The organism is Paenibacillus chibensis (assembly GCF_004001045.1).
Taxonomy (GTDB): domain Bacteria; phylum Bacillota; class Bacilli; order Paenibacillales; family Paenibacillaceae; genus Paenibacillus_AQ; species Paenibacillus_AQ chibensis.
In genome coordinates this window covers 181,251-207,257 of record NZ_BIMK01000004.1, presented here as the reverse complement: position 1 = coordinate 207,257, position 26,007 = coordinate 181,251, and the positions used below count along the sequence as shown (strand labels likewise).

At 53.9% G+C, this 26,007-nt stretch carries 22 protein-coding genes; 6 read left to right on the top strand and 16 right to left on the bottom strand.

Features of this window, described 5'->3' with window-relative positions; all coding sequences use genetic code 11:
• Positions 1-9 precede the first annotated feature (9 nt).
• On the top strand, positions 10-738 hold the full coding sequence (locus tag PCH05_RS04770; RefSeq protein WP_127601198.1) for a hypothetical protein: 729 nt from the start codon (positions 10-12) through the stop codon (positions 736-738).
• 98 nt (positions 739-836) lie between these two features.
• Here PCH05_RS04770 and PCH05_RS04765 read toward each other — a convergent pair whose 3' ends face one another.
• The 3 genes from PCH05_RS04765 to PCH05_RS04755 form a co-directional block, all read right to left on the bottom strand.
• The gene (locus PCH05_RS04765; RefSeq protein ID WP_127601197.1) at positions 837-2,474 is read right to left on the bottom strand and encodes a thiamine pyrophosphate-binding protein; all 1,638 of its coding nucleotides are present in this window, start codon (positions 2,472-2,474) and stop codon (positions 837-839) included.
• A 63-nt stretch (positions 2,475-2,537) separates the two neighbouring features.
• Positions 2,538-5,336, bottom strand: coding sequence for a bifunctional diguanylate cyclase/phosphodiesterase (locus tag PCH05_RS04760; protein ID WP_127601195.1), 2,799 nt, complete (start codon positions 5,334-5,336; stop codon positions 2,538-2,540).
• 419 nt (positions 5,337-5,755) lie between these two features.
• A complete protein-coding gene (locus PCH05_RS04755; RefSeq protein ID WP_127601193.1) occupies positions 5,756-6,805 on the bottom strand; it encodes an NAD(P)/FAD-dependent oxidoreductase in 1,050 nt (349 codons plus the stop codon).
• A 206-nt stretch (positions 6,806-7,011) separates the two neighbouring features.
• Between PCH05_RS04755 and PCH05_RS04750 the strand changes: the two genes are divergently transcribed.
• The 3 genes from PCH05_RS04750 to PCH05_RS04740 all read left to right on the top strand — a co-directional run bounded on the left by PCH05_RS04750 (position 7,012) and on the right by PCH05_RS04740 (position 10,292).
• The gene (locus PCH05_RS04750) at positions 7,012-7,797 is read left to right on the top strand and encodes an ABC transporter ATP-binding protein (protein ID WP_127601191.1); all 786 of its coding nucleotides are present in this window, start codon (positions 7,012-7,014) and stop codon (positions 7,795-7,797) included.
• A 295-nt stretch (positions 7,798-8,092) separates the two neighbouring features.
• Positions 8,093-9,313, top strand: coding sequence for an epoxide hydrolase family protein (locus PCH05_RS04745; protein ID WP_127601189.1), 1,221 nt, complete (start codon positions 8,093-8,095; stop codon positions 9,311-9,313).
• Between the two features lie 25 nt (positions 9,314-9,338).
• A complete protein-coding gene (locus PCH05_RS04740) occupies positions 9,339-10,292 on the top strand; it encodes a helix-turn-helix transcriptional regulator (RefSeq protein WP_246049359.1) in 954 nt (317 codons plus the stop codon).
• A 120-nt stretch (positions 10,293-10,412) separates the two neighbouring features.
• Here PCH05_RS04740 and PCH05_RS04735 read toward each other — a convergent pair whose 3' ends face one another.
• From PCH05_RS04735 to PCH05_RS04685, 11 genes are all read right to left on the bottom strand, one after another.
• The gene (locus tag PCH05_RS04735; protein ID WP_127601187.1) at positions 10,413-10,847 is read right to left on the bottom strand and encodes a hypothetical protein; all 435 of its coding nucleotides are present in this window, start codon (positions 10,845-10,847) and stop codon (positions 10,413-10,415) included.
• A gap of 21 nt (positions 10,848-10,868) precedes the next feature.
• Positions 10,869-11,756 carry an ABC transporter ATP-binding protein gene (locus PCH05_RS04730; protein WP_127601185.1) on the bottom strand — a complete coding sequence of 296 codons (888 nt, stop codon included), beginning with the start codon at positions 11,754-11,756 and terminating at the stop codon, positions 10,869-10,871.
• A complete protein-coding gene (locus PCH05_RS04725; protein ID WP_127601183.1) occupies positions 11,753-12,766 on the bottom strand; it encodes an ABC transporter ATP-binding protein in 1,014 nt (337 codons plus the stop codon). The genes PCH05_RS04730 and PCH05_RS04725 overlap by 4 nt, the downstream gene beginning before the upstream one ends.
• 38 nt (positions 12,767-12,804) lie before the next feature.
• Complete coding sequence (locus PCH05_RS04720) at positions 12,805-13,650, bottom strand: ABC transporter permease (protein ID WP_127601181.1); 846 nt, start codon at positions 13,648-13,650, stop codon at positions 12,805-12,807.
• Between the two features lie 4 nt (positions 13,651-13,654).
• Positions 13,655-14,605, bottom strand: a complete 951-nt coding sequence (locus PCH05_RS04715) for an ABC transporter permease (RefSeq protein ID WP_127601179.1) — start codon at positions 14,603-14,605, stop codon at positions 13,655-13,657.
• Between the two features lie 145 nt (positions 14,606-14,750).
• Positions 14,751-16,364: an ABC transporter substrate-binding protein gene (locus PCH05_RS04710; protein ID WP_127601177.1), complete on the bottom strand. Its 1,614-nt coding sequence runs from the start codon at positions 16,362-16,364 to the stop codon at positions 14,751-14,753.
• A gap of 206 nt (positions 16,365-16,570) precedes the next feature.
• Complete coding sequence (locus tag PCH05_RS04705; RefSeq protein ID WP_127601175.1) at positions 16,571-16,759, bottom strand: hypothetical protein; 189 nt, start codon at positions 16,757-16,759, stop codon at positions 16,571-16,573.
• 137 nt (positions 16,760-16,896) lie between these two features.
• Entirely contained in the window at positions 16,897-17,727 is an 831-nt protein-coding gene (ypfJ, locus tag PCH05_RS04700) for a KPN_02809 family neutral zinc metallopeptidase (RefSeq protein WP_127601173.1), read from the bottom strand.
• Positions 17,728-17,839: 112 nt separating this feature from the next.
• The gene (locus tag PCH05_RS04695; protein ID WP_164766539.1) at positions 17,840-18,793 is read right to left on the bottom strand and encodes a phosphotransferase family protein; all 954 of its coding nucleotides are present in this window, start codon (positions 18,791-18,793) and stop codon (positions 17,840-17,842) included.
• 93 nt (positions 18,794-18,886) lie between these two features.
• On the bottom strand, positions 18,887-19,462 hold the full coding sequence (locus tag PCH05_RS04690; RefSeq protein ID WP_127601275.1) for a CatB-related O-acetyltransferase: 576 nt from the start codon (positions 19,460-19,462) through the stop codon (positions 18,887-18,889).
• 228 nt (positions 19,463-19,690) lie between these two features.
• Positions 19,691-20,668: a ring-cleaving dioxygenase gene (locus PCH05_RS04685; RefSeq protein ID WP_127601169.1), complete on the bottom strand. Its 978-nt coding sequence runs from the start codon at positions 20,666-20,668 to the stop codon at positions 19,691-19,693.
• Between the two features lie 280 nt (positions 20,669-20,948).
• Between PCH05_RS04685 and PCH05_RS04680 the strand changes: the two genes are divergently transcribed.
• Positions 20,949-22,187 (top strand): tetratricopeptide repeat protein, encoded by a 1,239-nt coding sequence (locus PCH05_RS04680; RefSeq protein WP_164766538.1) that lies wholly within the window; start codon positions 20,949-20,951, stop codon positions 22,185-22,187.
• A gap of 90 nt (positions 22,188-22,277) precedes the next feature.
• Here PCH05_RS04680 and PCH05_RS04675 read toward each other — a convergent pair whose 3' ends face one another.
• Together PCH05_RS04675 and PCH05_RS04670 are read right to left on the bottom strand one after the other, a co-directional pair.
• Positions 22,278-23,225 carry a bile acid:sodium symporter family protein gene (locus PCH05_RS04675; RefSeq protein WP_127601164.1) on the bottom strand — a complete coding sequence of 316 codons (948 nt, stop codon included), beginning with the start codon at positions 23,223-23,225 and terminating at the stop codon, positions 22,278-22,280.
• A gap of 241 nt (positions 23,226-23,466) precedes the next feature.
• On the bottom strand, positions 23,467-24,528 hold the full coding sequence (locus PCH05_RS04670) for an LLM class flavin-dependent oxidoreductase (RefSeq protein ID WP_127601162.1): 1,062 nt from the start codon (positions 24,526-24,528) through the stop codon (positions 23,467-23,469).
• A 326-nt stretch (positions 24,529-24,854) separates the two neighbouring features.
• On the opposite strand from PCH05_RS04670, the gene PCH05_RS04665 reads away from it, so the two are divergent.
• Positions 24,855-25,898, top strand: coding sequence for a C40 family peptidase (locus PCH05_RS04665; RefSeq protein WP_127601274.1), 1,044 nt, complete (start codon positions 24,855-24,857; stop codon positions 25,896-25,898).
• Positions 25,899-26,007: the final 109 nt, after the last annotated feature.

The following is a 26,007-nucleotide window of genomic DNA, read 5'->3' as shown; positions in this document are numbered from 1 at the left end:
GGAGGCCCTATGAATCCACTAAACGCCAATAACGCCATCCTCGAAGGCGTAAACCAAACGCTTGCCCGGGAATGGCCCGGCGCATCTTCTTCCGAGCTGGATGAACGTAGAAGCGAAATGAGCAAAGCTCAAATCATGGATGCATACCTGCAATCGCTGGAAGGTGAAATCACGGGTGACGTCATCCACGAGGCCGTGCTGCGCATTTTTGAAATCGACCTGGATTCGGTTTCACTGTTAAGCAAAGGAGAAGAGGAAGCCCTGGCGGCATCCGAAGCTGCGAAGGCCGAAGCCGCGCGCTCCAGCAGCCTCCAGCCCCGCTTCATCATCGATTCCCGGCTGGCCGGCGGCGGAGATTGGAGCGGCCCGGAAATCCGCAGCCTGCTCAATCACCTGTTCGGCGTCAACCTTGACGCGATTTCATCGATGGGAAAAGCGAGAATTTCACTGTACTCCAAGGGTCAATGGATCGTGCGGCATGACGATGACCTCTTCCTCGTCTATACCGGCGCAGGCGACGTGGACGTTCACGTGCATCCGACCGATTATTACAAGGAGCACACGGGAACGGACAAGCTGCCGGCGGACCTGCAGCATGCGCTGCAAGGCTTGGGATATCGTTTTGACGCAGAAGACAACGGCTACAGTTATGCCCATCCGCAAGGACAAGCCATCCCGGATGCGTTCAAAGGACAGACGATGGGCGCCATCATGGCAGCGGTCCGGGCTTTAACCTAGTGCTGCATGAGTGATGATGCCTGCGGCCAGGGTACACCGCTTTCAACTCCACAAAAAGGGCTCCGATCCATGATGGATCGGAGCCTTTTTAATTCTTCCTATTTGCCAAACGAGGACAGAAACTTCACCCGGTCGCCCATCGGCGGCGTGTTGTTGTCCACCAGCGCCATTTCGAGCACCGCCGGCCCGCCTGTATTCATCAGGCTGCGCAGCGCATCCTCGCTCAAGTCGGTCAGCTCGTTCACCCGAAGGCTCGGGATATCCATCGCGGCAGCCATCGCGGCGATACTGATCGGCTGCTGCCCGAAGGAAGCATGCGATCGCTTATACTGAAGCTCGTGTCCATGATACACCATACCAAGACGGGCATTGTTCATGATCACGAACAGGATCGGCAGCTTGTATTCCTTCGCCGTGAGAATCTCCATGCCGTGCATGAAGAAGCAGCCGTCACCCGTAATGCATGCCACCGGACGGTCCGGATCGGCGAGCTTCGCCCCGATCGCCGAGCCGATGCCGCTGCCCATGGCACCAAAGTGAACGTTTATATCGAAAGTGTTATAATCCAGCACCTTCATATAGTGAATGACGTAGGACATGAACTCTCCGATGTCCACGGTATAGCGCGTGTCTGCAGGGAGGTGCTGCTGAAGGGTTTTGAGCACGTTTTGTGTGTTGTATTCCTCCGTTACCTTGTACTCCTGCGGCTTCTCCAGGGCTGCTGCGCCAGCCTTCGGCAGGCCCAGCGCCTTCAATTCCTCCATCAGGAACATCAGGCTCAGATTGATGTCGCCCAGCACCGGAATGTCGATCTCATATTTCCGGTTGAACACCGTCTCATCAAAATCCATCTGCACGCAGAAGCGGTTCTTCGTCAAATTCATATTCCAGTTGTTTGTTGCAGTTTCGCCCAAACTTGAGCCGATGATCAGGAGAGCTTGTCCGTCTCCTTCATTGATCAGCGCCGAAGCCCCTTCGTGGCCGGCGAAGCCGAAAACGCCTGCGGAAAGCGGATGCTCTTCAGGGAAAAAGCCCTTGGCCTGCGGCGAGGTCAGAATCGGCCAATTCAGCAGTTCGCCCAGCTCCAGCAGCTGATCGACCGAACCGCGGACGCCCTGACCCGCGAAAATATAGCCTTTTTCCCGCTGCACCAGCTCCTCCGCCACCCGTTTGATGACGTCGAGTTCCGGAACCATCGGCGCTCTTCTCGGAGGTGCCGGAATGATCGGATGATCGATCTCGCCCTGCTGCACGTCGATCGGCATCGCGACATGGACCGGACCCGGCACGCCGGAAATGGCGATCTCCACCGCTTTGACCACTTCAGCCAGCAGATCCTTCGATTCGCGTACCATCACGCTGTATTTAGTCACCGGACGGAATACCGGCTCGGCGTCCAGCTCCTGCGAGGCGTTGAGCCCAAGCGTATTCACCGGAACCGCGCCCGTCAGGAATAATACCGGCAAATGCTCGCGCATCGCATTGGCAGCGCCGGTGACCAAATTAGTTCCTCCCGGCCCGCTGCAGCCGATGACGACGCTCATCTGATTCGAATATTTGGCATAAGCCGCCGCCATATACGACGCGGCCCCCTCATGTTTGGTGACCACCGGTGTAATTTCAGGCATCTCCACCAACTGGTCGAACAGCACATTGACCGAGCCGGCAGGAATGCCGAAGATATGTCTGACGCCTTGTCCCTTCAGATACTCTAGTACTGCACGAGCTGCTTTCATAAAAAACCTCCTAAAAATTCTTATTTATCTATGGTGTAACAGAGTGAACCGATACCCGGGGTCTCAGTTCACTCCACAGGATAGGTATAATTCGGCAATATCCTCCGCCTTCATCGGGCGGCTGAAATAATATCCCTGCATCAAATAGCAGCTGCGCGCAGCCAGAAACTCAGCCTGCTCCTTCGTCTCGACGCCTTCGGCGATCACGTTCAGGTGCAGATTCTGGGCCAGGGTAATGATCGTGTTCGTAATCGCCGCGTTGTCTTCATCCTGAATGATGTCCTGCACGAAGGATTTATCGATCTTCAGTGTGCTGATCGGGAAGTTTTTCAAATAACCCAACGAGGAATAGCCTGTACCGAAATCGTCAATCGCAATGCTGATGCCGAGGCCCTTTAACTGCTCCATCGTTTTGAGCGTAATATCGGAATTTTTAATGATCTGGTTCTCGGTTACCTCCAAATGGAGATACTCTGGCGCCAATTCGGTCTTTTTCAGGATGCTCTTGACCATCCCGAACAGATTATCCTGCTCGAACTGCCGGACAGACAGATTCACTGACACGCTGATGAGCGGGAAGCCCTTGCGGTGCCACTCCTTAATCTGCAAGCAGGCATTGCGCAGCACCCATTCCCCGATCGGAACGATCAGGCCCGTCTCCTCCGCAATCGGAATGAATTCATCCGGCGACACCATGCCCTCGGTCGGATGATTCCAGCGCAGGAGCGCCTCTACCCCGACGATCGTATTGGTCTCATAGTTAATCTGCGGCTGATAATAGATCATCAGCTCGTTCTGGTCGAGCGCTTTATATAAGGCATTTTCGAATTTAACGATTTCAAAGGTGCGCGTGTCCATGCCTGAGCTGAAGAAATGATAGCTGTTGCCCGAAATCTCTTTGGATTTGTACATGGCGGTGTCGGCATTTTTAATGAGCGTTTCGCTTGTATCGCCGTGATCCGGAAACAGGCTGATCCCGATGCTTGTTTTGATGTACACCTCGTTATCCTTGACGTAGAAGGGCTCGGCGAACGATGAAACGACCTGATTGACGACCTTCAGAATCTCTTTACGGCTCTTGCTGTTCGGCAAAAAGATGGTGAATTCGTCTCCGCCTTGGCGCGAAACCGTCGCGCTTTTCGGGATGCAGGCGCTCAGGCGTTTGGCTACGTCGCGCAGCAGCAGATCCCCGTAAGAATGCCCCAGCGTGTCGTTGATGAACTTGAAACGGTCCAAATCCAGGTACAGGAGCGCTACTTTTCCCCCATTCATTTGGGCATACTTGATGCCCTGATTGAGCCTGTCTTTGAGCAACACCCGGTTAGGCAAGTCCGTCACGCTGTCAAAATACGCATGGTACTTGATTTCCTCTTCCATCTGCTTGCGCTGCGTGATGTCCTTAAAGGTGACCACGTCACCCACAATGTCCTCCCCTTCCTTGATGGAGGAGATGACGTATTCCACGGGAAAGCTGGTATTATCCTTGCGGTAAAACCGGTCGTCGGTATGGCCGATGCTCCATGAGCGCTGGCTGCTGCCGTTGTCCGATTCGATCTTGGCTTTTTTGCCATTGAAAATAATGCTCCCCGGCTGCCCGATCAGCTCGCCCTTCGTTTCGTAGCCCAGCATCGCCTCACCGGCCGGATTGCAAAATGTAATCTTGCCCTCCAAATTGAGACCGAATATCCCCTCGCCCGCGGAGTTGAGGATCAGCTCCTTCTCCCGGCTCAAGTGCTGGAGCTCCGCAACAACGCGTTCCAGCTCCTGGTTCTTGACGGTAATCTCCGACGTTCTCTCCTCGATAATGACCTCCTGCTTCTCCATATAGAGCAGATTCGACAGCGTTGAAGCGGTCGCTTCCGCAATGGATTGGCATAGCTGGATCGTTGCCTCGGAATAGACGATGGGCTTGTCGCCCAGATTCACGACGGCAATGACGCCAAGCACCTCGCCCATGGATACGAGCGGGAACATGAACATCCCTTTGATGCCAAAATCGCGGCAGGCATCATGATTCGGCCGGTTGTCCTCGAACACATCCGGAATGATAATAACCTTCTTCGTGCGTATCACTTCTTGGAAAACGGCGTCGTTTTCCGGATCGATCTTGATTTTCTGATGCGTCCGCATCCAGTCTTCCTCGGTCCAGTCGCTGTCCTTGCTCAGCTTGGCCGGTTTGATTCTTTTGCCTGCCAGCGGATCCAGCAGATGCGCACCGACATTGTAGTTGTTGAGTACTTTTGCAATATAGTAAAAGCTCGTGTCCAGTCCTTGCTGCATCGTAGAACACATTGAAAGATTGCGTGTCACATCGAGCAGGAGCTGCTTCTCGGCGATCAAATTCTCTTTGTGCGTCAAGTTGTTGGCATTGCGGATCGCAACGGCCGCCATATTCACGTAAGCCTCGACGGTTTGAATCTCCGACTCCGTCAGGTTCATCGGAATGCCGTAATCGAACAAGAAGGCGAGTCCGAACAATTCCTTCTCATACGAGATGGGGAGGACGAGGAGCGACTTAATCTCAAAACCCTCGATGGCCCAGGCATCCGGGCGTTCATCCTGTGATGTGTCGGGAATATAGATCGTTCTCTGCGTTTCGATCACTTCTTTGGCGAGCAGATCATTTCGGGTGTCGATGATATGCATGTCCAATGTCATGCCGTTAATGGTTTCCGGTTTGCCGACATATCCTCTGAAAGTCCCATCTTCCTGCGGCAAGTAAATGCCTACCGAATCACATTGGACGATTTCCTCTGAGATTGCCGTCGTAACATGCTGCAGTACCTCTCGTAATTCCAGCTTCGTGTTGATTAGCTTCGTAATATTCGCAAGCCGGGAATACCTCGTTTGCTCCTTCACCATCATACGCTCTCCCCTTGTCATCTTCGTTTGACATCGATGTATGGTCCTGCTAAATATGAACTACTTATGTTGTGCAAGCGTATGATCTCTCCATCCTATCTCCCGGTCATACCTTCTCTGATATAAGGTCCTATTTTCCTTATTTTAACTCAAACCGGGTTCTTTTTTATATATGCAAATCTAAAAAAATAGTAATTTTTAGTTATTTTAACAAAGTTAAAGGAACCGGTTCCTAAAGACTTATAAGTAAATGAGCCTTTCATTCCAATCTTAATGATTTATTCTGGAAAAAAGCGAGCGCTCCAGTCAAAAATGTGAGCGAATAACAACTTCAAGATATAGAAAAAGCCCCCTCGTATAGGAGGAGACTTTTGGCCTTGGCTTAACTATGCGAAATCAAGATAGATGGTTATTCGGGCCTAGACCATCATTTTTTTGACGAGCTCTTTGTTGCGGTCCTTAAACAGATCATTATGCGAGGAGACCATGGCGTATCCTTCGGCATCCGGCTGAATGAACATCTTCGCTTTGTTGACGGCATTCGCCGCGTCCTGGAACGCTCCCGCGATCAGGTGCAGCTTGCCTTCGTGCTTCAGAATGTCTCCCGCAGCGTACAGGCCAGGAACAGAAGATTCGCTGTTGGCCGTGCCTGCGATGTAGAAATTTTCCGCAATTTCGATCTGAAGCGTGCTGTTCTCCAAAAGGGAAGCGTCCTGCTCGTAGCCGTGATTGATGATCACCTCATCCACTTCCAGCTCCAGCACTTCACCGGTCTGGTGATGCGTCAGCTCCACGCGCTCGATCACCTCATGATCCCCGCGTGCATGCAGCTTTGAAATGGAGGTGTGTGCAAGGCATTCTACCGAGCTGTTCAGCAGCTGCCCCACCGTCGCCTCATGCCCCGTTAATGCTTCCCTGCGGTATGTGATATACACCTTCTTCGCGATCGGCTCCAGCTCGTTCGCCCAATCGACAGCTGCATTGCCACCCCCGGAAATGATGACGGTCTTATCCTTGAACTGCTTCAGGGACTTCACCGTATAATGAAGGTTGCTGACTTCGAAGCGGCTTGCGCCCTCGATATCCAGCTTCTGCGGGTTCAGGATGCCGCCTCCAACCGCCACGATGACGGTTTTCGAGAGATGGACGCGCCCCGAAGCGGCGTGGAGCTCAAAAATCCCGTCCGAGCTGCGCGTGATGGATTCGATTTTTTCATTCAACACAACCTCGGGATTGAACGTCAGCCCCTGCTGCACCAACTGCTCGATCAGCTTCGCGGCAGGCATCGGCGTCAAGCCGCCGACGTCCCAGATCATTTTTTCCGGATATACATGAACCTTGCCCCCAAGCATCGGCTGAAACTCAATGATTTTCGTCTTCATCTCTCGAAGACCACTATAGAATGCGGAATAAAGTCCGGCCGGACCTCCGCCGATCACTGTCATATCGAAAATTTCTTCTTGAACCATTCCCGCTCGCTCCTCAGAAATTTATTCTTCACGATCACAATAACTGATAACAATTCTCATTCTCAAGTAAATATACACTTGTTGCGCTGACTTTTCAAGATTGTATTGACATTAATCTGTTTTCAACTTATTCTTTTAACGATATTGAGAATCATTATCACTTATTTTCTCAAATAAAATAAACCATTTATATAGGGGGGCAAGTCATGGTTCGGCTGTACACAACGGAACTGAATATCGGTTACGGCGAACGCTCCATTGTAAAAAATCTCAGTGTGAACATTCCCGACAAAAAAATCACCGCGATCATTGGCTCGAATGGCTGCGGCAAATCCACGCTGCTGAAGGCGATCACACGGATCATCCCGCATCAGGCCGGAGCGGTTATTCTCGACGGCGAAAATATTGCCAAAGAAAACACGAAACAGTTGGCCCGCAAAATGGCCATCCTGCCGCAGACGCCGGAAAGCGCAGCAGGCCTGACGGTAGGGGAGCTGGTCTCTTACGGAAGATTTCCTTACCAAAAAGGCTTCGGGCGGCTGACAACCCGGGATTATGAGGTCATTGACTGGGCGCTCGAAAAAACGGGGACGAAGGACTACAAGTTCCGCTCCGTCGACACCCTCTCGGGAGGACAACGGCAGCGGGTCTGGATCGCGATGGCACTAGCCCAGGAAACCGATATTATTTTCCTTGATGAACCGACGACATACCTCGATATGGCGCATCAGCTGGAGGTGCTGGAGCTTCTGCAGAAGCTGAACCTGGAGCAGCAGCGCACCATCGTTATGGTGCTTCACGACATCAACCAAGCTGCACGTTTCGCCGACTATCTCATCGCCCTTAAAGACGGGGAGATCGTTAAAACCGGCAGCGGCGAGGAAGTGATCTCGCGGGAGGTCCTGCAGCAGGTGTATCAAATCGATGCGGCCATCGGACGCGATCCGAGAACGGATAAGCCGATGTGCGTCACCTATAATCTGATCAAATAGAGGTTCTTCTATCATCCCGAATGATTCGATCCGAATCCTCCATAGCAATCCTCCTTGGAGGCTGGCTGCTGGGCTGGCGGACGCGATCGGCCGCCAGGTTCCAAGCACCGACAGGCTTGCAGCCGGCATCGTCGTCTCTCTGGGCAGCCGCGCCGAGCTAATATTATTTTTGCAAAAAAAGCGAATTCAATCCTCGCCTCCTCACCACCCTGACATAAGGCTGTCAGGGTGGATGAATTAAGATGGATATATAAGTTAACCTCATCCATTTCGAAAAATCGAGGAGGCCATTCCCATGACAATCACAAACCCAAATCTTGAAGCTCAAGAAAGCGACATCCGCCCGTTCCGTATCGATATCCCGCAAGACGATCTGGATGATTTGAAATACCGTCTCTCCCGTACCCGCTGGATCGACGCACTGCCCGGAGCAGGCTGGAAGTACGGCGTTTCCCTTGATTACGTAAAAGAGCTTGCAGCCTATTGGGAACATGACTATGACTGGCGCAAGCATGAACGGCGATTGAATGAATATCCGCAGTTCATGACGACCATCGATGGAGCCAACATTCATTATCTTCACATCAAGTCCCCCGAGCCCGGTGCTTTCCCCCTCATCCTGACGCACTCCTGGCCCGGTTCCGTCGTTGAATTCCTGGAAATGATCGGACCGCTCACCAATCCCCGCGCCTACGGCGGCGATGCGGCCGATGCTTTTCATTTGGTTATCCCCTCCATCCCGGGCTTCGGGTTCTCCGGATCTGCCCTTGACGCCGGCTGGAACATCTCCCGTATCGGCAGAGCATGGGATACCCTGATGAAACGTCTCGGTTACGAGCAATATGGCTCGCATGGCAGCGACTGCGGTTCTCTCGTATCCCGTGAGATGGGAATGCAGCAGCCGGAAGGCCTGCTCGGCATCCACGTATTGCAGCTGTTCTCCTTTCCATCCGGTGATCCGGCCGAAATGGCCGGCCTGACGGAAGAGGACCAAAGACGTCTGCAATTTCTGGGCCAGTTCTTCAAACGTGCTGGCTTTAACCAAATTCAGCAGGCCCGTCCGCAGACGCTCGCTTACGGTCTGGCGGACTCTCCCGCCGGACAGCTCGCCTGGATCGCGGATCTGTTCAATGGCTTTGGAGACCATGTCGACTTTATCGACCGTGATGCCTTTTTGTCCAACGTCATGCTGTACTGGCTGACCAACACCGCAGAGTCCTCGGCGCGCATTTATTACGAAAATATCCGAAATGCGGAGGCCGCCCAAGGCGTGAATGCCGCTCCAACCGGGGTAGCCGTGTTCGGCAACGATTTCAAGTCCATCCGCCGCTTCGCCGAGCGCGACAACAGCCATATTGTACATTGGTCGGAATTCGAGCGCGGCACTCACTTCGCCGCCATGGATGAGCCTGCCGTGTTGGCCACGGACATCCGGAAGTTTTTCCGCCGGTTCAGAGACGAAATATCGCCTTCTTATGGGAATGCAGCAGGTCCTGAGCCTAAGCCGCAGAATTAAAGAGGTAGCCATGCCATAAGCCAAGATGAAGCTCAAGTGGGGGGATGTTTGCGTGAAGCTGGACCGGTTGCTCGCCATTACGATGATTTTGTTAAATCAGCCCAGAGTTAGTGCAACCGAGCTGGCTGCACGCTTCGAGGTTTCCCTCAGGACCATATACCGAGATATGGAAGCCATCAATCAAGCCGGGATCCCGATCGTTTCCTATGCGGGTTCCGACGGGGGATATGAAATCATGTCGGGCTACCGCATTGACAAACAAGTCTTGTCGCTGGATGATTTTGCTTCGATCTGCTCCGCGCTTCGCGGAGCCCGTTCGGCCACGGACAGCACGGATATTGACGGCCTGCTGGAACGGATCGGGGCGCTCATGCCCTCACCTGACAGCACGCTCGGGCTCGGAAGCGGACATATCGATCTTGATTTCCAGCCGGAACCGATGGTGAAGGAGAAGATCCTCCCCCTGCAGCAAGCCGTCAAAACGCAGCATCTCGTTCGCTTCCGGTATCTGGACAATAAAGGGAACGAATCCGACCGGACTATCGAGCCCATGGGACTGTTCCTGAAGGGATATGTCTGGTATCTCTATGGGTTCTGCCTGACACGTTCCGATATCCGCGTATTCCGAATGACACGCATGACAGAGCTGGAGAGCCTGCCGCAGAACTTTCTTCGGCGTCCTTATACGCTGCAGGATGTGGAAGAGCAGTTTATGAGCCAGGCCGATTTCAAGAGGGTCCGTGCCCTGCTGCAGTTTCATCCGAGTGTGAAAACCCGCGTGCGGGATGAATTCGGGTATGACCGGGTTCACGATCAGCCGGATGGGTCGCTCTTCGTCACTGCTCATTATTCCTCGATGGAGAAGGCGATGCAAAACATACTGGGCTTCAGCAGCAGCGTCACGGTGATCGAACCGGCGGAAGTGATTGAGGAGCTAAAACGGCATATTGCTGCGATGGCCGTGAAGTATGGCATATAAGTGAGACAGACATTCCACGAACGAAAAATAGCAAAAACCTGCCCAAAAGGGCAGGTTTTTGTGTTTAAAACGCATTTAGGCTCAGTTAATTATCGGCTGCTCCGATTGAAAGCGCCCGAATTAACGCTGGATCGGCTCCATCCGGTACACGCCGGGCCGAGCCGCATCCTCATGGATGGCCCAGCCGAATGAGATCACGGACTCGAGCCGCTCCTTCTGGGCTTCCGTCAGCTCGGCGATGACCATCTCCTGCCCCGGCTCCCGCACGACGACCGGCTCTAAGCCGTACGCCACCGCAATCCAGGAGCGAAGGCCGCCCAGCGTGTTGTACTTGATGACATATCCATCCTTCACCGCTGACTCGAACAATTCCAGGTCCGCCGCTGCAAACTCGGCCAGCGCCTGATAATCAAATTCGTATATGCTGTGGTCCTCGGGCAGATTCCGTTCACGCACCCGCTGCAGCAGCTCGTCGTCCGACCAGCCGTAGGCCCGCAGTCCTTCCAGCATTAATGCATCCCACTGGGATAGTTTGACGCGTTGCTTGGCTTCCATACTTAAAGCGCCTCCCCTAACTTAATGATCGGCCACGAAATGGCCCGGGCTAACTTCCCGCAGCTCCGGCACCGCGCCGTCTTGTGCCGTGGGTACTTCATATTTGATCGCCAAGTTCTCGCCTGCCGCACGCGGATCCGGAATCGGAATCGAAGACAGCAGCGCCTTCGTGTACGGATGCAGCGGATTATCGTAAAGCTCGTCACTCTCCGCCACTTCCACCAGGCGCCCTTTATACATCACGCCGATGCGGTCGGATATGTGCCGCACCATCGACAGGTCATGCGCAATGAAGAGGTAGGTAAGACCGAATTCGGCCTGCAGATCCTCCAGCATGTTCACGACCTGCGCCTGCACCGACACGTCCAGGGCGGAAATCGGCTCATCGCATACGACGAAGTCCGGGCGCACCGACAGCGCCCGCGCGATCGAGATGCGCTGCCGCTGCCCGCCGCTGAATTCATGCGGAAACCGGTACAGATGCTCTTCCTTCAGCCCCACCTTCTTGAGAAGGTCGGCAACGAATGCCTTGCGTTCATTAGGCTTCTTATGAATACCATGGATATCCATCGGTTCCCCGATCAAATCCAGCACATTCATGCCCGGATTCAAAGAAGAATACGGATCCTGAAAAATGGTTTGAATCCGGCGGCGATAAGGCTTCAGCTGTTTGTCGCCGAGCTTCGACAGGTTCTGCCCGTCGAAGAAAACCTCGCCCTCGGTATAATCATAGAGCCGGATTAAGCAGCGTCCAACCGTGGATTTGCCGCTGCCGGACTCGCCTACGAGCCCGAACGTCTCGCCTTTGCGGATCTGGAAGCTGACGCCGTCAACGGCTTTCAGCACTTCATGTCCTTTCTTGAAGTGCTTCTTCAGGTTCCGTACATCGACCATGATCTGTTCGCTCATAGGTCTGCCCCTCCTTCCGCCAGCGCCTCGGCCAGCGTGTCCTTGTCCTGCACAAGCCAGCACAGGGAACGGTGTCCCTCGCCCAGCTCGGCCACCGGCGGCAGCTCCGCGCATTTCCCGAACGCATAGGGACAGCGGTCCCGGAACGGGCAGCCGGCAGGCGGATTAATCAGATCCGGCGGCGAGCCTTCGATCGGCACGAGCCGTTCCCGGTTTGCGCCGACGCGCTTCGGCAGCGAACGGAGCAGCCCTTGCGTGTATGGATGACCGGTACGGTAGAAAATATCTTCGACCGTGCCTTCTTCCATCACCATGCCGCCGTACATGACGACGACGCGGGAGCATACCTGCGCCACGACGCCGAGGTCGTGCGTAATGAGCAGCACGGCTGTATCGGATTCGTCCTTGAGCTTCTTGAGCAGATCGAGAATCTGGGCCTGGATCGTCACGTCCAGCGCCGTCGTCGGCTCGTCCGCAATCAGCAGCTCCGGATTGCACGAGAGGGCCATGGCGATCATGACCCGCTGGCGCATCCCGCCGCTGAATTCATGCGGATACTGCTTCACGCGGCGCTCGGGCTCGGAGATGCCCACCTTCCGCAGCATCTCCACCGCTTCCAGCATAGCTTCTTTTTTTCCGAGCCCCCGGTGGCGCCGGATGACCTCCGACATTTGAAAACCGATCGTTTTGACCGGATTCAGCGAGGTCATTGGATCCTGGAACACCATAGCGATCCGGTTGCCGCGGAGCTTGCGCCAATCCTTCTGGCTGAGCCCGAGCAGGTTTTCCCCTTGGAACGTGACGCTGCCGTGCGTAATTTTCCCCGGCGGCGCAATGAGTCCCATGATGGCTTTGGCGGTCACGCTTTTGCCGCTGCCGGATTCTCCGACAATGCCGACCGTTTCGCCCGCGCCCATGTGGAAGCTGACGCCGCGTACCGCTTGATTCAGTCCGTCCCGGGTATGGAATGAGACCTGAAGTTCATCGACATTCAGCAGTTGTTTGGTCATATTGGCTTCTCACTCCTCGTTCGCCTCAAGGCGGCGTTTTATCGTTTGCCGAGCTTCGGTTCAAGACCGATGCGCAGAATATCTCCTAGGATGTTAAAGCAAAGCACGGTGACAAAAATAAGCAAGCCCGGGAATATAGCCATGTAGGGAGCGTCCATCAGATGCCCTTGAGCCCCGTTCAGCATGCTTCCCCATGTCGCATTCGGCTGGCGCACGCCGAAGCCCAAAAAGCTCAGCGACGACTCCATCATAATCGCCGAAGCGATATTATTGGTGGCACTTACGATCACAACGGATAAGAGTCCGGGCAAAATATGCTTCCAGATAATGCCGAACGTGCTCTGCCCCGATGCCTTCGCATACAGGACGTATTCCCTCTCTTTCAGCGTCATCGTCTCCGCCCGGACCACCCGGGCGATGCTCATCCACATCAAGAGGGAAATAATCACGATAATGCTGCCGACGTTCGGCTTCAGATACACGCTGAGCAGCAGCAGAATCAGGAAAGAAGGAATGGACATGATAATGTCCACGAAACGCATCAGCAGGCCGTCGATCCAGCCGCCGAAATAGCCGCTGATCATGCCGACCGTCACGCCGATCGCCGTCGCGAACAGCATGGACAGCACGCCGACCATCAGGGAGATGCGGCCGCCGAACAGCGCTCTAGTGAACGTGTCACGGCCGTAGTCGTCCGTGCCGAACCAATGGTCCTTGCTTGGCGGCTTCAGGCGCTCCAGCGCATTCAGCTGGTTCGGGTCCCTGGAGGACAGAAAGGCAAAGATCGCGGCCAGCGCAATCACAAACAATAGAATAACGGCGGCGATCCCCAGCTTGTTCCCCTTCAACTCGCGGGCAACATTAGCCCATTTACTCTGTTTCATGAGATCACCTCGTTGATTTAATTCTCGGGTCGACAATGCCATACAGGATATCCGCGAGCAGGTTACCCAGAATCAGCAGGACGGAGGAGAATAACGTAATGCCCATAATGACTGGGTAATCCATCCCCCGTACCGCCGTCATGCCGAGCGAGCCGATGCCCGGCCAGGAAAATACCGTCTCCGTCACGATCGCCCCGGCGACCAGGTCGCCCATGGACATGCCGAGCAGCGTGATGATCGGAAGCAGCACATGCTTCATAACATGCCGGAACAAGATCGTCCGTTTGTTCGAGCCAAACGCATATTGAATCTGCACATAGTCTTCCTTCAGCTGGCTGATCGTGCTGGAACGGATATATCTGACATACACGGTCAGAAAGCCGATGGCGAGCACGGAGCAAGGCAGGATGCCGTGCCTGATAATATCGAGCGCGGAGCTTGTGCCGATCGTGCGCATCCCCATGCTCGGAAGCCAGTGCATTTTAATCGAGAAAAAATAGACCATCAGGATCGCCAGCCAAAAGAGCGGAAGCGATATCCCGATATAGGCGATCATATTGACCAGCTTATCCACCCAGCGGCTGCGGTTCGCCCCGGCCAACAGTCCGAGCGGAATGGCCAAAATAACGGCCAGCGCAATGGCCGAGGCCATCAGACCTGCCGTCGCCGGCAGACGATCCAGAATTTGCCCGAGCACCGGTTGATGATTGATGAGCGAGTAGCCGAAATTGCCCGTCAGGCACTCCTTCAGCCATATAAAATATTGAATATACGCAGGCTTGTCCAAGCCGAGGTTATGCCGGATGCGTTCAATGTCCGCCGCATGCATGTTCGGTGTAACAAAAGAACGCACGGGATCCCCGGGCGCCGCTTTCACCAAAATGAAGCAGACGATCGACACAAAAAACAGCATCGGCACGGTTTGCAATAATCTTCTGACGATCAGTCTTCTCATGCTTATAGTCTCCTAGCTTAATTCAGATAAGAACAATAAGAACAGGATATTTGCTGTCACGATCATATTCCAACAGAACAGAAACGGCTGCACCCTGGGGGCGCAGCTGTCGTTTCTGCCTATGAAAGCACCAAACCTGAAATTCTTATTTCAGGTAAAGCTTGGAAGGATCCTCAAAGATCACGACCGGCTTCAATACCGCTTCGTCCAGACCGCCGAACTTCTTGTCTACGGCAACGATGGTCTTCGTATAAGCGATCGGATAGATTACCGCGTCGGAAGCAATCTTTTCTTGCAGCTTCTTGTAGATTTCGCCGCGTTTCGCATCGTCAGCTTCGCTGGCGCCCTGCGTGAACAGCTGATCCACTTCCTTGTCGGAATAGTGCGTGTAGTTGGAGTCGCTACCGGAAGTGTACAGGATGCTGTATGCGTCCGGATCGAAGCCCATAATATAACCGCCTACGGCCAGTTCATAATCGGTGGCTTTCGGGTCGGTAAATTTCGTGCTGTAAGCGGAAGCGTCCATGGATTGGATCTCCACTTCCACGCCAACGTCCTTCAGCTTTTGCTGAACATAGAGGGCGATGGCTTCCTGGGCCTTGTTGCCGCCGGAAACGATAATGCGCAGCTTTTTGCCTGTCGCGCCGTTAGCCTGCAGGAGCTCCTTCGCTTTATTCACGTCATTGTCGTACGTGGTTACGTTGTTATCATGATACAATCCGTCTGGTGTCACGAAGGATTTGGCCGGATCGGCATAGTCGGGTGAAGTGTAAGCTACTTGAATGAGCTCCTCACGGTTCAGAGCGTAAGACAACGCTTCTCTGACTTCCTTCTTGGCCAGCAGGCCGGTGTCGCTGTTCTCGTTAAAGATCAGGTAGGACAGGCGTCCTTCGCTGTAATTTTTCATTTCAAAATTGCCGGTGGACTCGATGGTCGCAGCGTCCTGCGGATCAACGTATTTCATGTTGATTTCGCCGTTTTGCAGCGCAAGGTTCGATGCATTCGCATCCTTGGAAATGCGGTACGTGATCGAATCCAGATGCGGCTTGCCGCCGAAGTAGTTGTCGAAGCGGTCCAAAGTCACATACTCGCCGGTTTTGTATTCCTTGAACTTGAACGGTCCGGAACCTACTGGCGTGTTGTTCTTAGGACTCTTCTCAATATCGGCCTCGTTCTCGAAAATATGCTTCGGAATCGGCGTTACCTGTACCAGCGTCGCTTCAAAAGCCGGACTGACCTGCGGAAGCTTGAATTCCACCGTCGTATCATCGACTTTCACCGCTTGGATCGGCTTGCCGCCGATGATGAAGTTGCCGCGGAGCATGCTGTTTTGCTTTTCGTCCAAAATCTTATCGATGGTGAACACGACGTCATCGGCCGTCAACTTCTCGCCATCATGCCAAGTCAGCCCGCTCTTGAGCTTCAATGTATACGTCAGCTTATCTGCAGACGGCTCCAGGCTGTCCGCGAGATAAAACGTCTTTTTGCCGTTGTTTACTTGGAAAAGAGGTGCATAAAGCGCCTGGTCAATCGTCAGACTGACGCGGTCGCCCGCATAGTTCGGATTCAGAATGACCGGATCGGCCGCAACGCCAATAATCAAATTACCGCCATCCTTCGGCTGGTCTGTCGTTTGTGTCGTATCGGACGACGTGCCCGTATTCGAAGACGAACTGCTGGAGCTGTCTCCCGAGCCGCACGCGCTGACAATCATCGTCAGCAACGCCAAAATAATGACCCCTGATAAATATTTACGCATGATGTCTTATCCCCCATCTCTATGAAACTTTTTTCATTGTATATCGGATTACTCGGAATTGCAATGACTATCCGAATTTACAAGGTTTTGCCGGTTTAGCAATGTACTTGACTAAAATACTAACTAACTTTATTTTAGTAGGTTTCCGTAAAAATTGCTATGCATTTTTTTCGAAAAATGTCGAAATTTACTGTCGAAATGTCAGTTTATCCGGATTGCTCCTGAACGGCCGGCTGAAAAAGAGGCACCTTCCGAAGGTGATACGGCTGCTTGTCGATCAGAATCAGCTTCATGCCGCCGGGAAGAGCACCCTCGGAAATTCCCTTCCGCATGGCCTGGATCGCCTGAATCCCCGCATATCCCCCACCGATCACAACGCATGTGAAATGTCTCATCACGAATCGTCTCCCTTATCTTTTAATGCACTTAAAACGAAGCGGGGAGCTGTTTTGTGACGCGGGGGAGGCGGAAACCATTAAAAAATCGCACAAAAAAAAGAGGGTCCGCCAACCCTCTCCTCATTCGATCCGGCTTACAGGCTGCTTGCATGAAATGTATCGCCGCCTTCAATGGTGCCGGTGTCGAAGCCCTTCTTGAACCAGCGCATGCGCTGCTCTGCCGTTCCGTGCGTGAAGCTTTCCGGCACGGCGTAGCCCTGGGCCTTTTTCTGAATCGTGTCGTCACCGACCGCGCTCGCCGCCGTCAGCGCCTCCTCCAGATCGCCGGGATCCAGCACGTTCATATCCTGCGCGTGATGCGCCCATACACCCGCATAGTAGTCAGCCTGCAGCTCGGTGCGTACAGATAGCTGGTTTGCGGTTTGACCACCCGCAGCCTTTTTGTTGATGTCACCTAGCAGAGTCTGTACGTGATGCCCCACTTCATGCGCGATCACGTAGGCCATCGCAAAATCGCCCGGCGCCTGAAATTTCTGCCGCAGCTCGTCATAGAAGCTGAGGTCGATGTAAAGCTTGTGATCCCCCGGACAATAGAACGGTCCGACCGATGAGCCTGTCGTGCCGCAAGCCGACTGCACCCGATCCGTGTACAGCACGAGCGTCGGCTTTTCATACGTCATGCCCTTCTGCTTGAAAATATCCGTCCATACATCCTCCGTATCGGCGAGCACGACGGACACGAATTGCGAGAGATCCTTCTCCTCCGCGGTTTCCTGATAAGGGGCGCTGGATTGCGTCCCGAGCCCCGTCAATGAATTCAGAATGTCCCCGCCGTTGCCGCCGCCCAAAAGCGTGACCAGCAGCACAAGAATGATGCCGCCGATACCGCCTCCGATCGCGAGCCCTCCACCCTTGCCCCGGCGGTCCTCCACGTTGGAGCTTGCCCTTCTGCCTTTCCACTGCATCGATATCCTCTCCTGCCTGATTCGCGTTATGAACATCTTGTTCAAAGGTTCTAAGTTCTAATACCCCGCGAGCAGGTAGATTGAAGCTTCCGGAAAATAACAAAAGAAAGGGTTACAGCCTGCTTCCGAGCAGATCCAGTTCCTGCCGGACCGCCTTCGTCAGATGCTGCCGATAGCTTCCGGGCGGCCTGCGCCCGGCAACAGCCAGCCTTCTTACGCCAATCCAAAGCGCCCACAGGCTGATCTCCAGCTGGTCGTCAGGCGTCAGCGGCGTTACCTCCCCGTAACCGGCAGTCAGTGCCTCGTATCCGGCAAAGCGCTGATCGTCATGCAGCTTGAAATGACCCAGATCATACATCGGACTGCTTCCCTGCATCTCGCCGAAATCAATCAGGCCGGTATACGAGCCTTTATCCTGAAAAATATGGGAGTCGTCGAAATCGCCATGAACGAGTCTCGCCTCATGCCGCGACATCCATTGCAATCCCGTCTCCAGAACACCCCGGATTCGGGATATCTCGAAGCCATGGAGCAGCTCTTTCGATAAGAAGCCCAAATCCTGCTCTAAGCCTTCGTTCACGTACGCTCCGATGCTGTGGTTCTCCCCATGCAAACCGTCAGCCGCTTCCTCACGTCCGCGCCGAATCCAGCCGAAGCCGTCCACCGGCACCTGGTGCACCAGCGCGATTTGCTTGCCCGCAGCCCGCATGACGTTTTCATAATCCATCCGGTTCAGCGCATCAGCCTGACCGGCGGAACCGCCGGCCATCTCCCGCACGAGCATGACGGACATGCCAAGCGCTTCGGCGTGATTTTCGTACGCAATGACTTCCGGAACCTGCACGCCTTTCCGGCGGAGCAGCTCATGCGCGTGAACCTCGACGCCGAAGCTCATCTCCGCCTCCGGCAGAATGCGTAAATAGAGGTTTTCTTCTCCTGTGCGGATGCGGAAAACATACGTGGATCTGCCGCTTAGCTCTCTTTCGATCGGCAAATCGGCATCCGGAAAATATGCGCGGAGCCATGCCTGGACCGATGGCAGCGAAGGGACTTCCTTTTTACCCAATGTAACGTCTCCTTCCAATCTTCGATGGTTCTGCTTCCAATGATACCGAAGCCGGCAGGAGCATTCACGGGATTATTTCCTTATAATGAAAATTTACGACGGCGTCACCTCATGCTCCGCATAATGCAAAAAAGCCTCCATATCGCCGCTGAGCAGGAGAGGAATCGCCCCTTCGATATGCGAAAGCTCCCAGTCCCACCAACAAATGGTCAGCAGGCGGGTCACGGTTTCAAGGTCGAAGCGGTTTTTCACGACGGCGGCGGGATTGCCCGCAACAACCGCATATGGAGGTACATCCCGGGTTACTACCGCCTTCGCCGCGATGACCGCGCCGTCGCCGATGTGCACGCCGGATAAAATCATAACTCCATGCCCGATCCACACGTCGTTGCCGATATGGACATCGCCTTTACTTCGCGGATGCCCCTCGATGTGGGCGTATTCCGGCAGCAGCGCGCTGAACGGGTACGTCGTTACCCAATCCACCCGGTGCTCTCCGCCGAGGAAAACGGTCACCTGATCCGCGATCGAGCAAAATTTTCCGATATGGAGCATTGCCTCCTCTCCCCAGGATCGGACTGCCGGCATTCCGTACGTGTAGTCGCCCACAACATATTTCCCCCAGTCGTCCCGGCGCTCCGGCAGCTGCTCTCGCAGCCGTCTCAGCATATCGCCTTGCGCCGGTCCTTGATCAGCGGCCATGCTTGCCTCATCCTTCGATAGGGTCATCGATATCGCTCCCATCCATTCATCTTAAATTCCTTCGCCATGTATATTAGAAGCTTCGGATTTTCATGCAGCCGGATGGGGATAAAAGATTCCATTCGCTGGCCTCCCCGACACGAACACGCCAAAAAGGAGCGCATGGCATCATGCGCTCCCCCGTTTTGGGCGGCTTTATTCCTTCGTAAACTCGATCGTGCTGCGCACGGTATTGATCGGACGCACCAGCTTTTCGATCTGCTCGCGCTTCGGCTCAAGGAACGGCGGCAGCGACAGCAGCTCGCCCAGCGTCTCGTAAGGCTCATCGCCCATAAAGCCGGGGCCGTCAGTAGCCAGCTCAAACAGAATCTGCGGCGCCACTCTGGCATACAGCGATTCGAAAAAGTGGCGGTTCACATAGCCGGATGTCGAGAAACCGAAATCATCGAGACGTTTGATCCACTCATTCAGTACGCTGCGATCCTCAACCCGGAATGCCGCGTGATGCACGGTGCCGAAGCCTTGGCGTGCCGGCGGCAGCACGGCATTGTAATCCACGATGACCTGCGCGCCGTTGCCTCCTTCACCGACCTCAAACAGGTGATATGAGCCTTCATGCCCGATCTCCTTGAATTCCATGACTTTTTCCAGCATTTCCTTAAAATAATCGAAGTTCGCGATCCGCACAAAAACCGGTCCCAGACCGGTAATCGCGTATTCCAGCGGAATCGGTCCCTTTTGCCATGGGGTTCCGGAGGCAACTCCTTCGTTATGCTCATCCGAAATCAGCTGGTACTGCTGATCGTCGAAGTCCTCGAACGAAAGCGTCTTTTTCCCGAACATCTCCTGGATGCCAAAATGCTGCACGTTCAAGCGGTCGAACCGCTTCACCCAATAATCGAGCGCCGCATCGGTCGGCACGCGGAACGAGGTTTTTGATATTTCATTGGTGCCGTGAACCCCTTTCGGAATGCCCGGAAAATCGAAAAACGTCATGTCCGTTCCCGCGCTTCCCTTATCATCGGCAAAAAATAAATGATACGTCTGGATGTCATCCTGGTTCACCGTCTTTTTGACCAGCCGCATCCCGAGCACATAAGTGAAAAACTCATAGTTCTTTTCCGCGCTGCTTGTAATCGCTGTGACGTGGTGAATACCTTTTAATCCGTTCATTGCAATTCCTCCTCTTCATTTTAAGCTTCCCCAAAAATGTATTTAAAATGAATGCCAGGGCGCTCATCCTTCTCATTAAAGAATCTTTAATTTAAGATAAATATATCACGTTGATTTTCCCTTGTCAACCTGCGCACCGGTACTTCCGTCCGGGTTTTCATCCCCTGTTGTTATAGTGTACATTATGAAGTGACCTGCAAAATTACCGGTCTGCCATCCTGCCGTCCTACATTTGTGAAGCGCAGAAGAAAAGGAGATGGACTGAGGCTTGAATATGCATATGGAAGAAAACATCGAACGCATCGACCTGGAAGGTTTGACACGCAAAGCCAGAAGAGGAGATCCCGAAGCGCAATGCGCGTTGGGTCATTACTATGTAGACAATGGCGAATATAGAAACGCCCTGACCTGGTACAAAAGATCCGCCAAACATGGCAATGCCGAAGCCCAAACGGGCGCAGCCCATGCTTACCGGTTCCTGAACAAACCGAAAAAGGCCGAAAAATGGTACAGGCTCGCCATCGAAAACCGTGAACCAGGCGCCAAATACCACCTCGGCATGATGTATATCGAGTCCGGGTCTGTTGAAGCAGGCGCCGACCTGATGGAGAGCGCGCTGCAGGATAATGATCCGCTGGCCATGCAGTATTACGGAGACTTATTATATGAAGAAGGAAATGTGGAGGAAGCAAAAAGCTTCTATGTCAAAGCGGCGAACCTTGGCGTCAAGGATGCCCGAAACAAGCTCGACCAGCTGGAGGGAAATGCCGAAACAAGCCGGGGCTACGCCAGCGGAGGAAACTCCGGGACGAATGACCGAATGGTACCGGAGAGATCCAAGCCCGATCAACCTGAATTATCGCTGGAGCACTATAAGCTGGCCGCTGCCTCAGGACATGCGGAGGCGCAATATCAGCTCGGTATGCATTACGAACTGGAGGAGAAGGATCTCGAGCAGGCCATACACTGGTATGAAGAAGCCGCCAAGCAGGAGCATGTGCAGGCGATCTTCCGTCTGGGCGGCATCTATGCCGCACATCAGATGAGAACCCAGGCCTATGAGCTCATTCACGAGGCTGCCGACAGGGGCTATGCCAAAGCCCAATATCGTCTGGGGGATATGCTGAGCAAGGACGGTTATCAGGAAGAAGCCTTGCCATGGTTTGAATTAGCCGCGAAGCAGGGCATGGCCGCTGCCCAATTCAGCATCGGTGCCCTGCTGGAGGAAAAAGCCCCTGAGGAAGCGGTCAAGTGGTACAAGCTTGCCGCGAAGCAAGGAGATACCGACGCCCAGTACAATCTCGCTTTTCTGCTCAACGAACAGGGCGATTACGAGGGCGCGTTCAGTTGGTACGGACAAGCGGCCCGGCAGGGTGACGCCATGGCCCAGCATAACTACGCCATCATGCTGCAGCAGCAGGGTAGGATTGAAGAGGCCATCGAGATGTATAAGGCTGCCGCAAGGCAGGAGCTCGAGGTCAGCCAGCAGTTTTTGCAGAAGAACGGAATGGCATGGTAATTCATTTCTGCAATTCAGAATCTGCTTTAAACTAGAAAAACCATCCCTTAATAGGGATGGCTTTTTGAATTTTCTGAATTTCTGCAGCATCTACCCGGCCTGTCCGGTCTCTTTCTCCGCACGGCGAGCAAACCAGGTTGCCAGCAGCGAGCCGGAAATGTTGTGCCATACGCTGAAGATGGCGCTTGGAACGGCGGCAACCGGGTTAAAGTGGGCCGCAGCGAGCGCGGCTCCCAGCCCGGAATTTTGCATACCGGTTTCGAACAGCACAGCCTTGCGTTTGGCCAGATTCATCCGGAACAGCTTGGCAAACAGATACCCGAGGACATACCCGAGTATGTTGTGCAAAATCACGACGGCAAAGATCAGCAAGCCGCTCTCGATGATTTTGGTCTTGCTGCCGCCGACCACAATCGCCACGATCAGGACAATCGCCAACGTAGATACAAGCGGCAGGGCTTGCACGCTTGCCTCGGCCTGCTTTTTAAACAAGGTCTTCACAATGACGCCCAGAATAATCGGCAGAATGACGACCATCAGAATATCTTTGATCAGTCCCCCGCCGTCAATCGGCATCCAGCGCCCGGCGAGCAGGCTGATCAATGCCGGGGTGGCCAGCGGAGCAATCACCGTGGAGACCGATGCAATGGAGACGCCCAGCGCCACATCGCCTTTTGCCAGCAGCGTCATGACATTCGAGGAGGTACCGCTTGGGCAGCAGCCGACGAGAATCACGCCTACGGCAATATCGGGCGGCAGGTTCAACACTAGCGCCAGCACGTAAGCGAGCAGCGGCATAATGATGAAGTGGCCGACCACACCGATCAGCACTTCCAGCGGACGGCGGAATACTTCGCGAAAATCAGCCGAGGACAGCGTAAGCCCCATGCCGAACATGACAATGCCCAGGAATAGAGAAATGTACCCCTTTAAATGGCTAAAGACCCCGGGTAAAAAAAATCCCAATCCGGCAAATAAAATAACCCATACGGAAAACGTTCCCCCTACAAATCTGCTTACCTTTGCAATCGCGTTCACAGCACCAAACCTCACTTCCGATGTGATATATCCTGGATGATAATTAAAAATCATTTTACGCTTTTCCCCGGTACCGGGCAATGGAAGTTTATTACAGTTTCAGCACCAAAAGAGCCGCCGGCTTGGTTGCGCCTGGCAGCTCTTGTCATGCAATCCTCTATTAAGCCTCGTACGTGGAACACCATTGGAAGCAGGTATTCATCGAGAGGCCGTATAACGCCATCCTGGCGCGGTGAACCGATTAATCCTGCGGCTCTCCTGCCGCTTCCCATTTGGCGATTTCCTCGCGCACGATCGGTGCCGCCTGGGTTCCGAGCAGCTCAATGGCTTTCATCACGTGGTGATGAGGCATGGAGCCTACCGGTACATGCAGCATAAAACGCGTAATGCCAACCTTTTTGCGCAGGTGGATGATTTTCTTGGCTACCGTTTCCGGGTCCCCTACATACAGCGCACCTTCAAAGCTGCGGGCGAAGTCAAAGCTCGAACGGTCGTAATGTCCCCAGCCCCGCTCCCGGCCAAGCACGTTCATCGCCGCCTGCGTGGACGGGAAGAACAGATCGGCTGCAAGGTCGGTACTCTCGGCGATAAAGCCGTGCGAGTGCGATGCGACCGGCAGCTTCGAAGCGTCATGGCCCGCATGCTCGGCCGCTTTCTTATAGAGCTGGACGAGAGGCGCAAACTGCGTCGGTCTGCCGCCGATGATCGCCAGTACCAGAGGTAATCCGAGTAGCCCTGCGCGAACGACCGATTCCTGGTTGCCGCCGCTGCCGATCCATACCGGGAGCGGGTCCTGAACCGGACGCGGATATACGCCCAGATTGCGGATGGCCGGCCGGTGGCCGCCTTTCCATGTTACTTTTTCAGACTCGCGGATTTTGAGCAGCAGCTCCAGCTTCTCGTCGAACAGCTCATCATAGTCATCCAGATCATATCCAAACAGCGGGAACGATTCGATAAAAGAACCGCGCCCCGCCATAATCTCCGCTCTTCCGTTTGAGATGCCATCCAGCGTCGCGAAATCCTGGAACACGCGCACCGGATCCGCCGATGAAAGCACCGTTACGGCACTGGTCAGCCGGATTCGTTTCGTCTGCGGCGCAGCTGCCGCGAGCACCAGAGCCGGGGATGAAGCAGCATAATCCTTCCGGTGATGCTCCCCGACGCCAAATATATCCAGCCCGACCTGATCCGCAAGCACGATCTCCTCGACCACCTCGCGCAGCCGCTGTGCATGACTGATCACCTCGCCGGTATGCGCATCCGGCGTCGTTTCCACAAATGTACTGATCCCGATCTCCATGTCGAGCCCTCCTATATTCATGCACTTTTTTTGTTAGCTGCTTTATAAAAGTGCAAATTTTAATGATTGATATCTTTATATTGAACTATTTGCAGTGGATTTTCAAGCTGATTTCATCATGTCGTTATTCCGGAGAGACTTCGTATAACTGGCGGATGATAAAGTTTCCATCATTTGGCACAAAACCAATTTTAACCTCTCTCGTCCAACTATATATAGATGAAATTGTCCGTCATCAACCCTTGATCCGTTTTCTAGGAGCGATGCGACCTTATTTTATATCCATCTATATGAACGAACAAATCTATCAGCAAGGTGATGAACAGATGAACAAAAGCAAAACCGCGCTACTTCTTTTATTAACGGCATCGTTCTTATACTCTGCTCCTACGCATGCCGAAACGGCTTCTCCGGCCCAAACGCCTGCAGCCCCGATATCCATCTATATGGACGGCAAGCAGCTGCAACCTGCAGCGCCGCCTGTCAATCAGAGCGGCACCGTGCTCGTGCCCATGCGCGAGCTATTCGAGCATGAAGGAGCCAAGCTCGCCTGGAATAATGACAGCAAAACCGTGACGGCAATCAAAGGCAGCACCACGCTTACTTACCGGATTGGAGAGCATACGGCTTCCCTCAACGGCAAAGCGGTAACTGTTGACGTTCCCGGACAGATTCTGAACGGTTACTCGATGGTCCCTTTGCGCTTTGTCAGCGAAGCGCTGGGAAGTACGGTGAATTGGGATCCGGCTTCCAAAACGGTACGAATTATGTCAACGGTCTTGGATGAGACCAGCATTCGGTGGGGCGTTAATTTGCGAAGCCAGCCCGATGCCGAGAAGGGCGCTTCTCTCGAGATGCTGTCCGCCGGTGCGAAGGTGCATGTCATCCGGGAGGTGAACGCCCTGTGGCTCGAAGTACAGACCCAGGATAACCGCACCGGATACATATCGGCGAAGCCGAAATATACCGATTACACCAGCCCTTCCTTGGCCGAGCTGCAAGGTGATGCCTTGATTGAAACCGGCAAAAAGTATCTTGGTGCCCCCTACGTATTCGGCGCTTCCCCCGACCAGACCGACTCCTTCGACTGCTCTTCCTTCGTGAAGCGCGTCTTCCAGGATACGCTGTCGGTCGATCTTCCGCGCGTGTCGTATGATCAGGCCAAGACAGGCACCGAAGTCAGCCTCAGCAATCTGCGCAAAGGCGATCTCCTGTTCTTCAGCGCCCGTGATCTCGACATCGGCCACGTAGCGATCTATGCGGGAAATAACCAGATATTGCACACTTATTCCAAAGTACTCGGCGTTCATATTGAACCCTTTGACGGCCAGTGGAAAAAGCGGTTTGTTACCGCACGCCGCGTATTTTAAGCCTTGTAAGCGATGAATGATTCGCGGCTTTATTCCGCATTCATACAACGAAGGGAATTGGCAGCAAAACATATAAAGAAAGGGCAGACCCCCTTGACGGGTCTGCCCT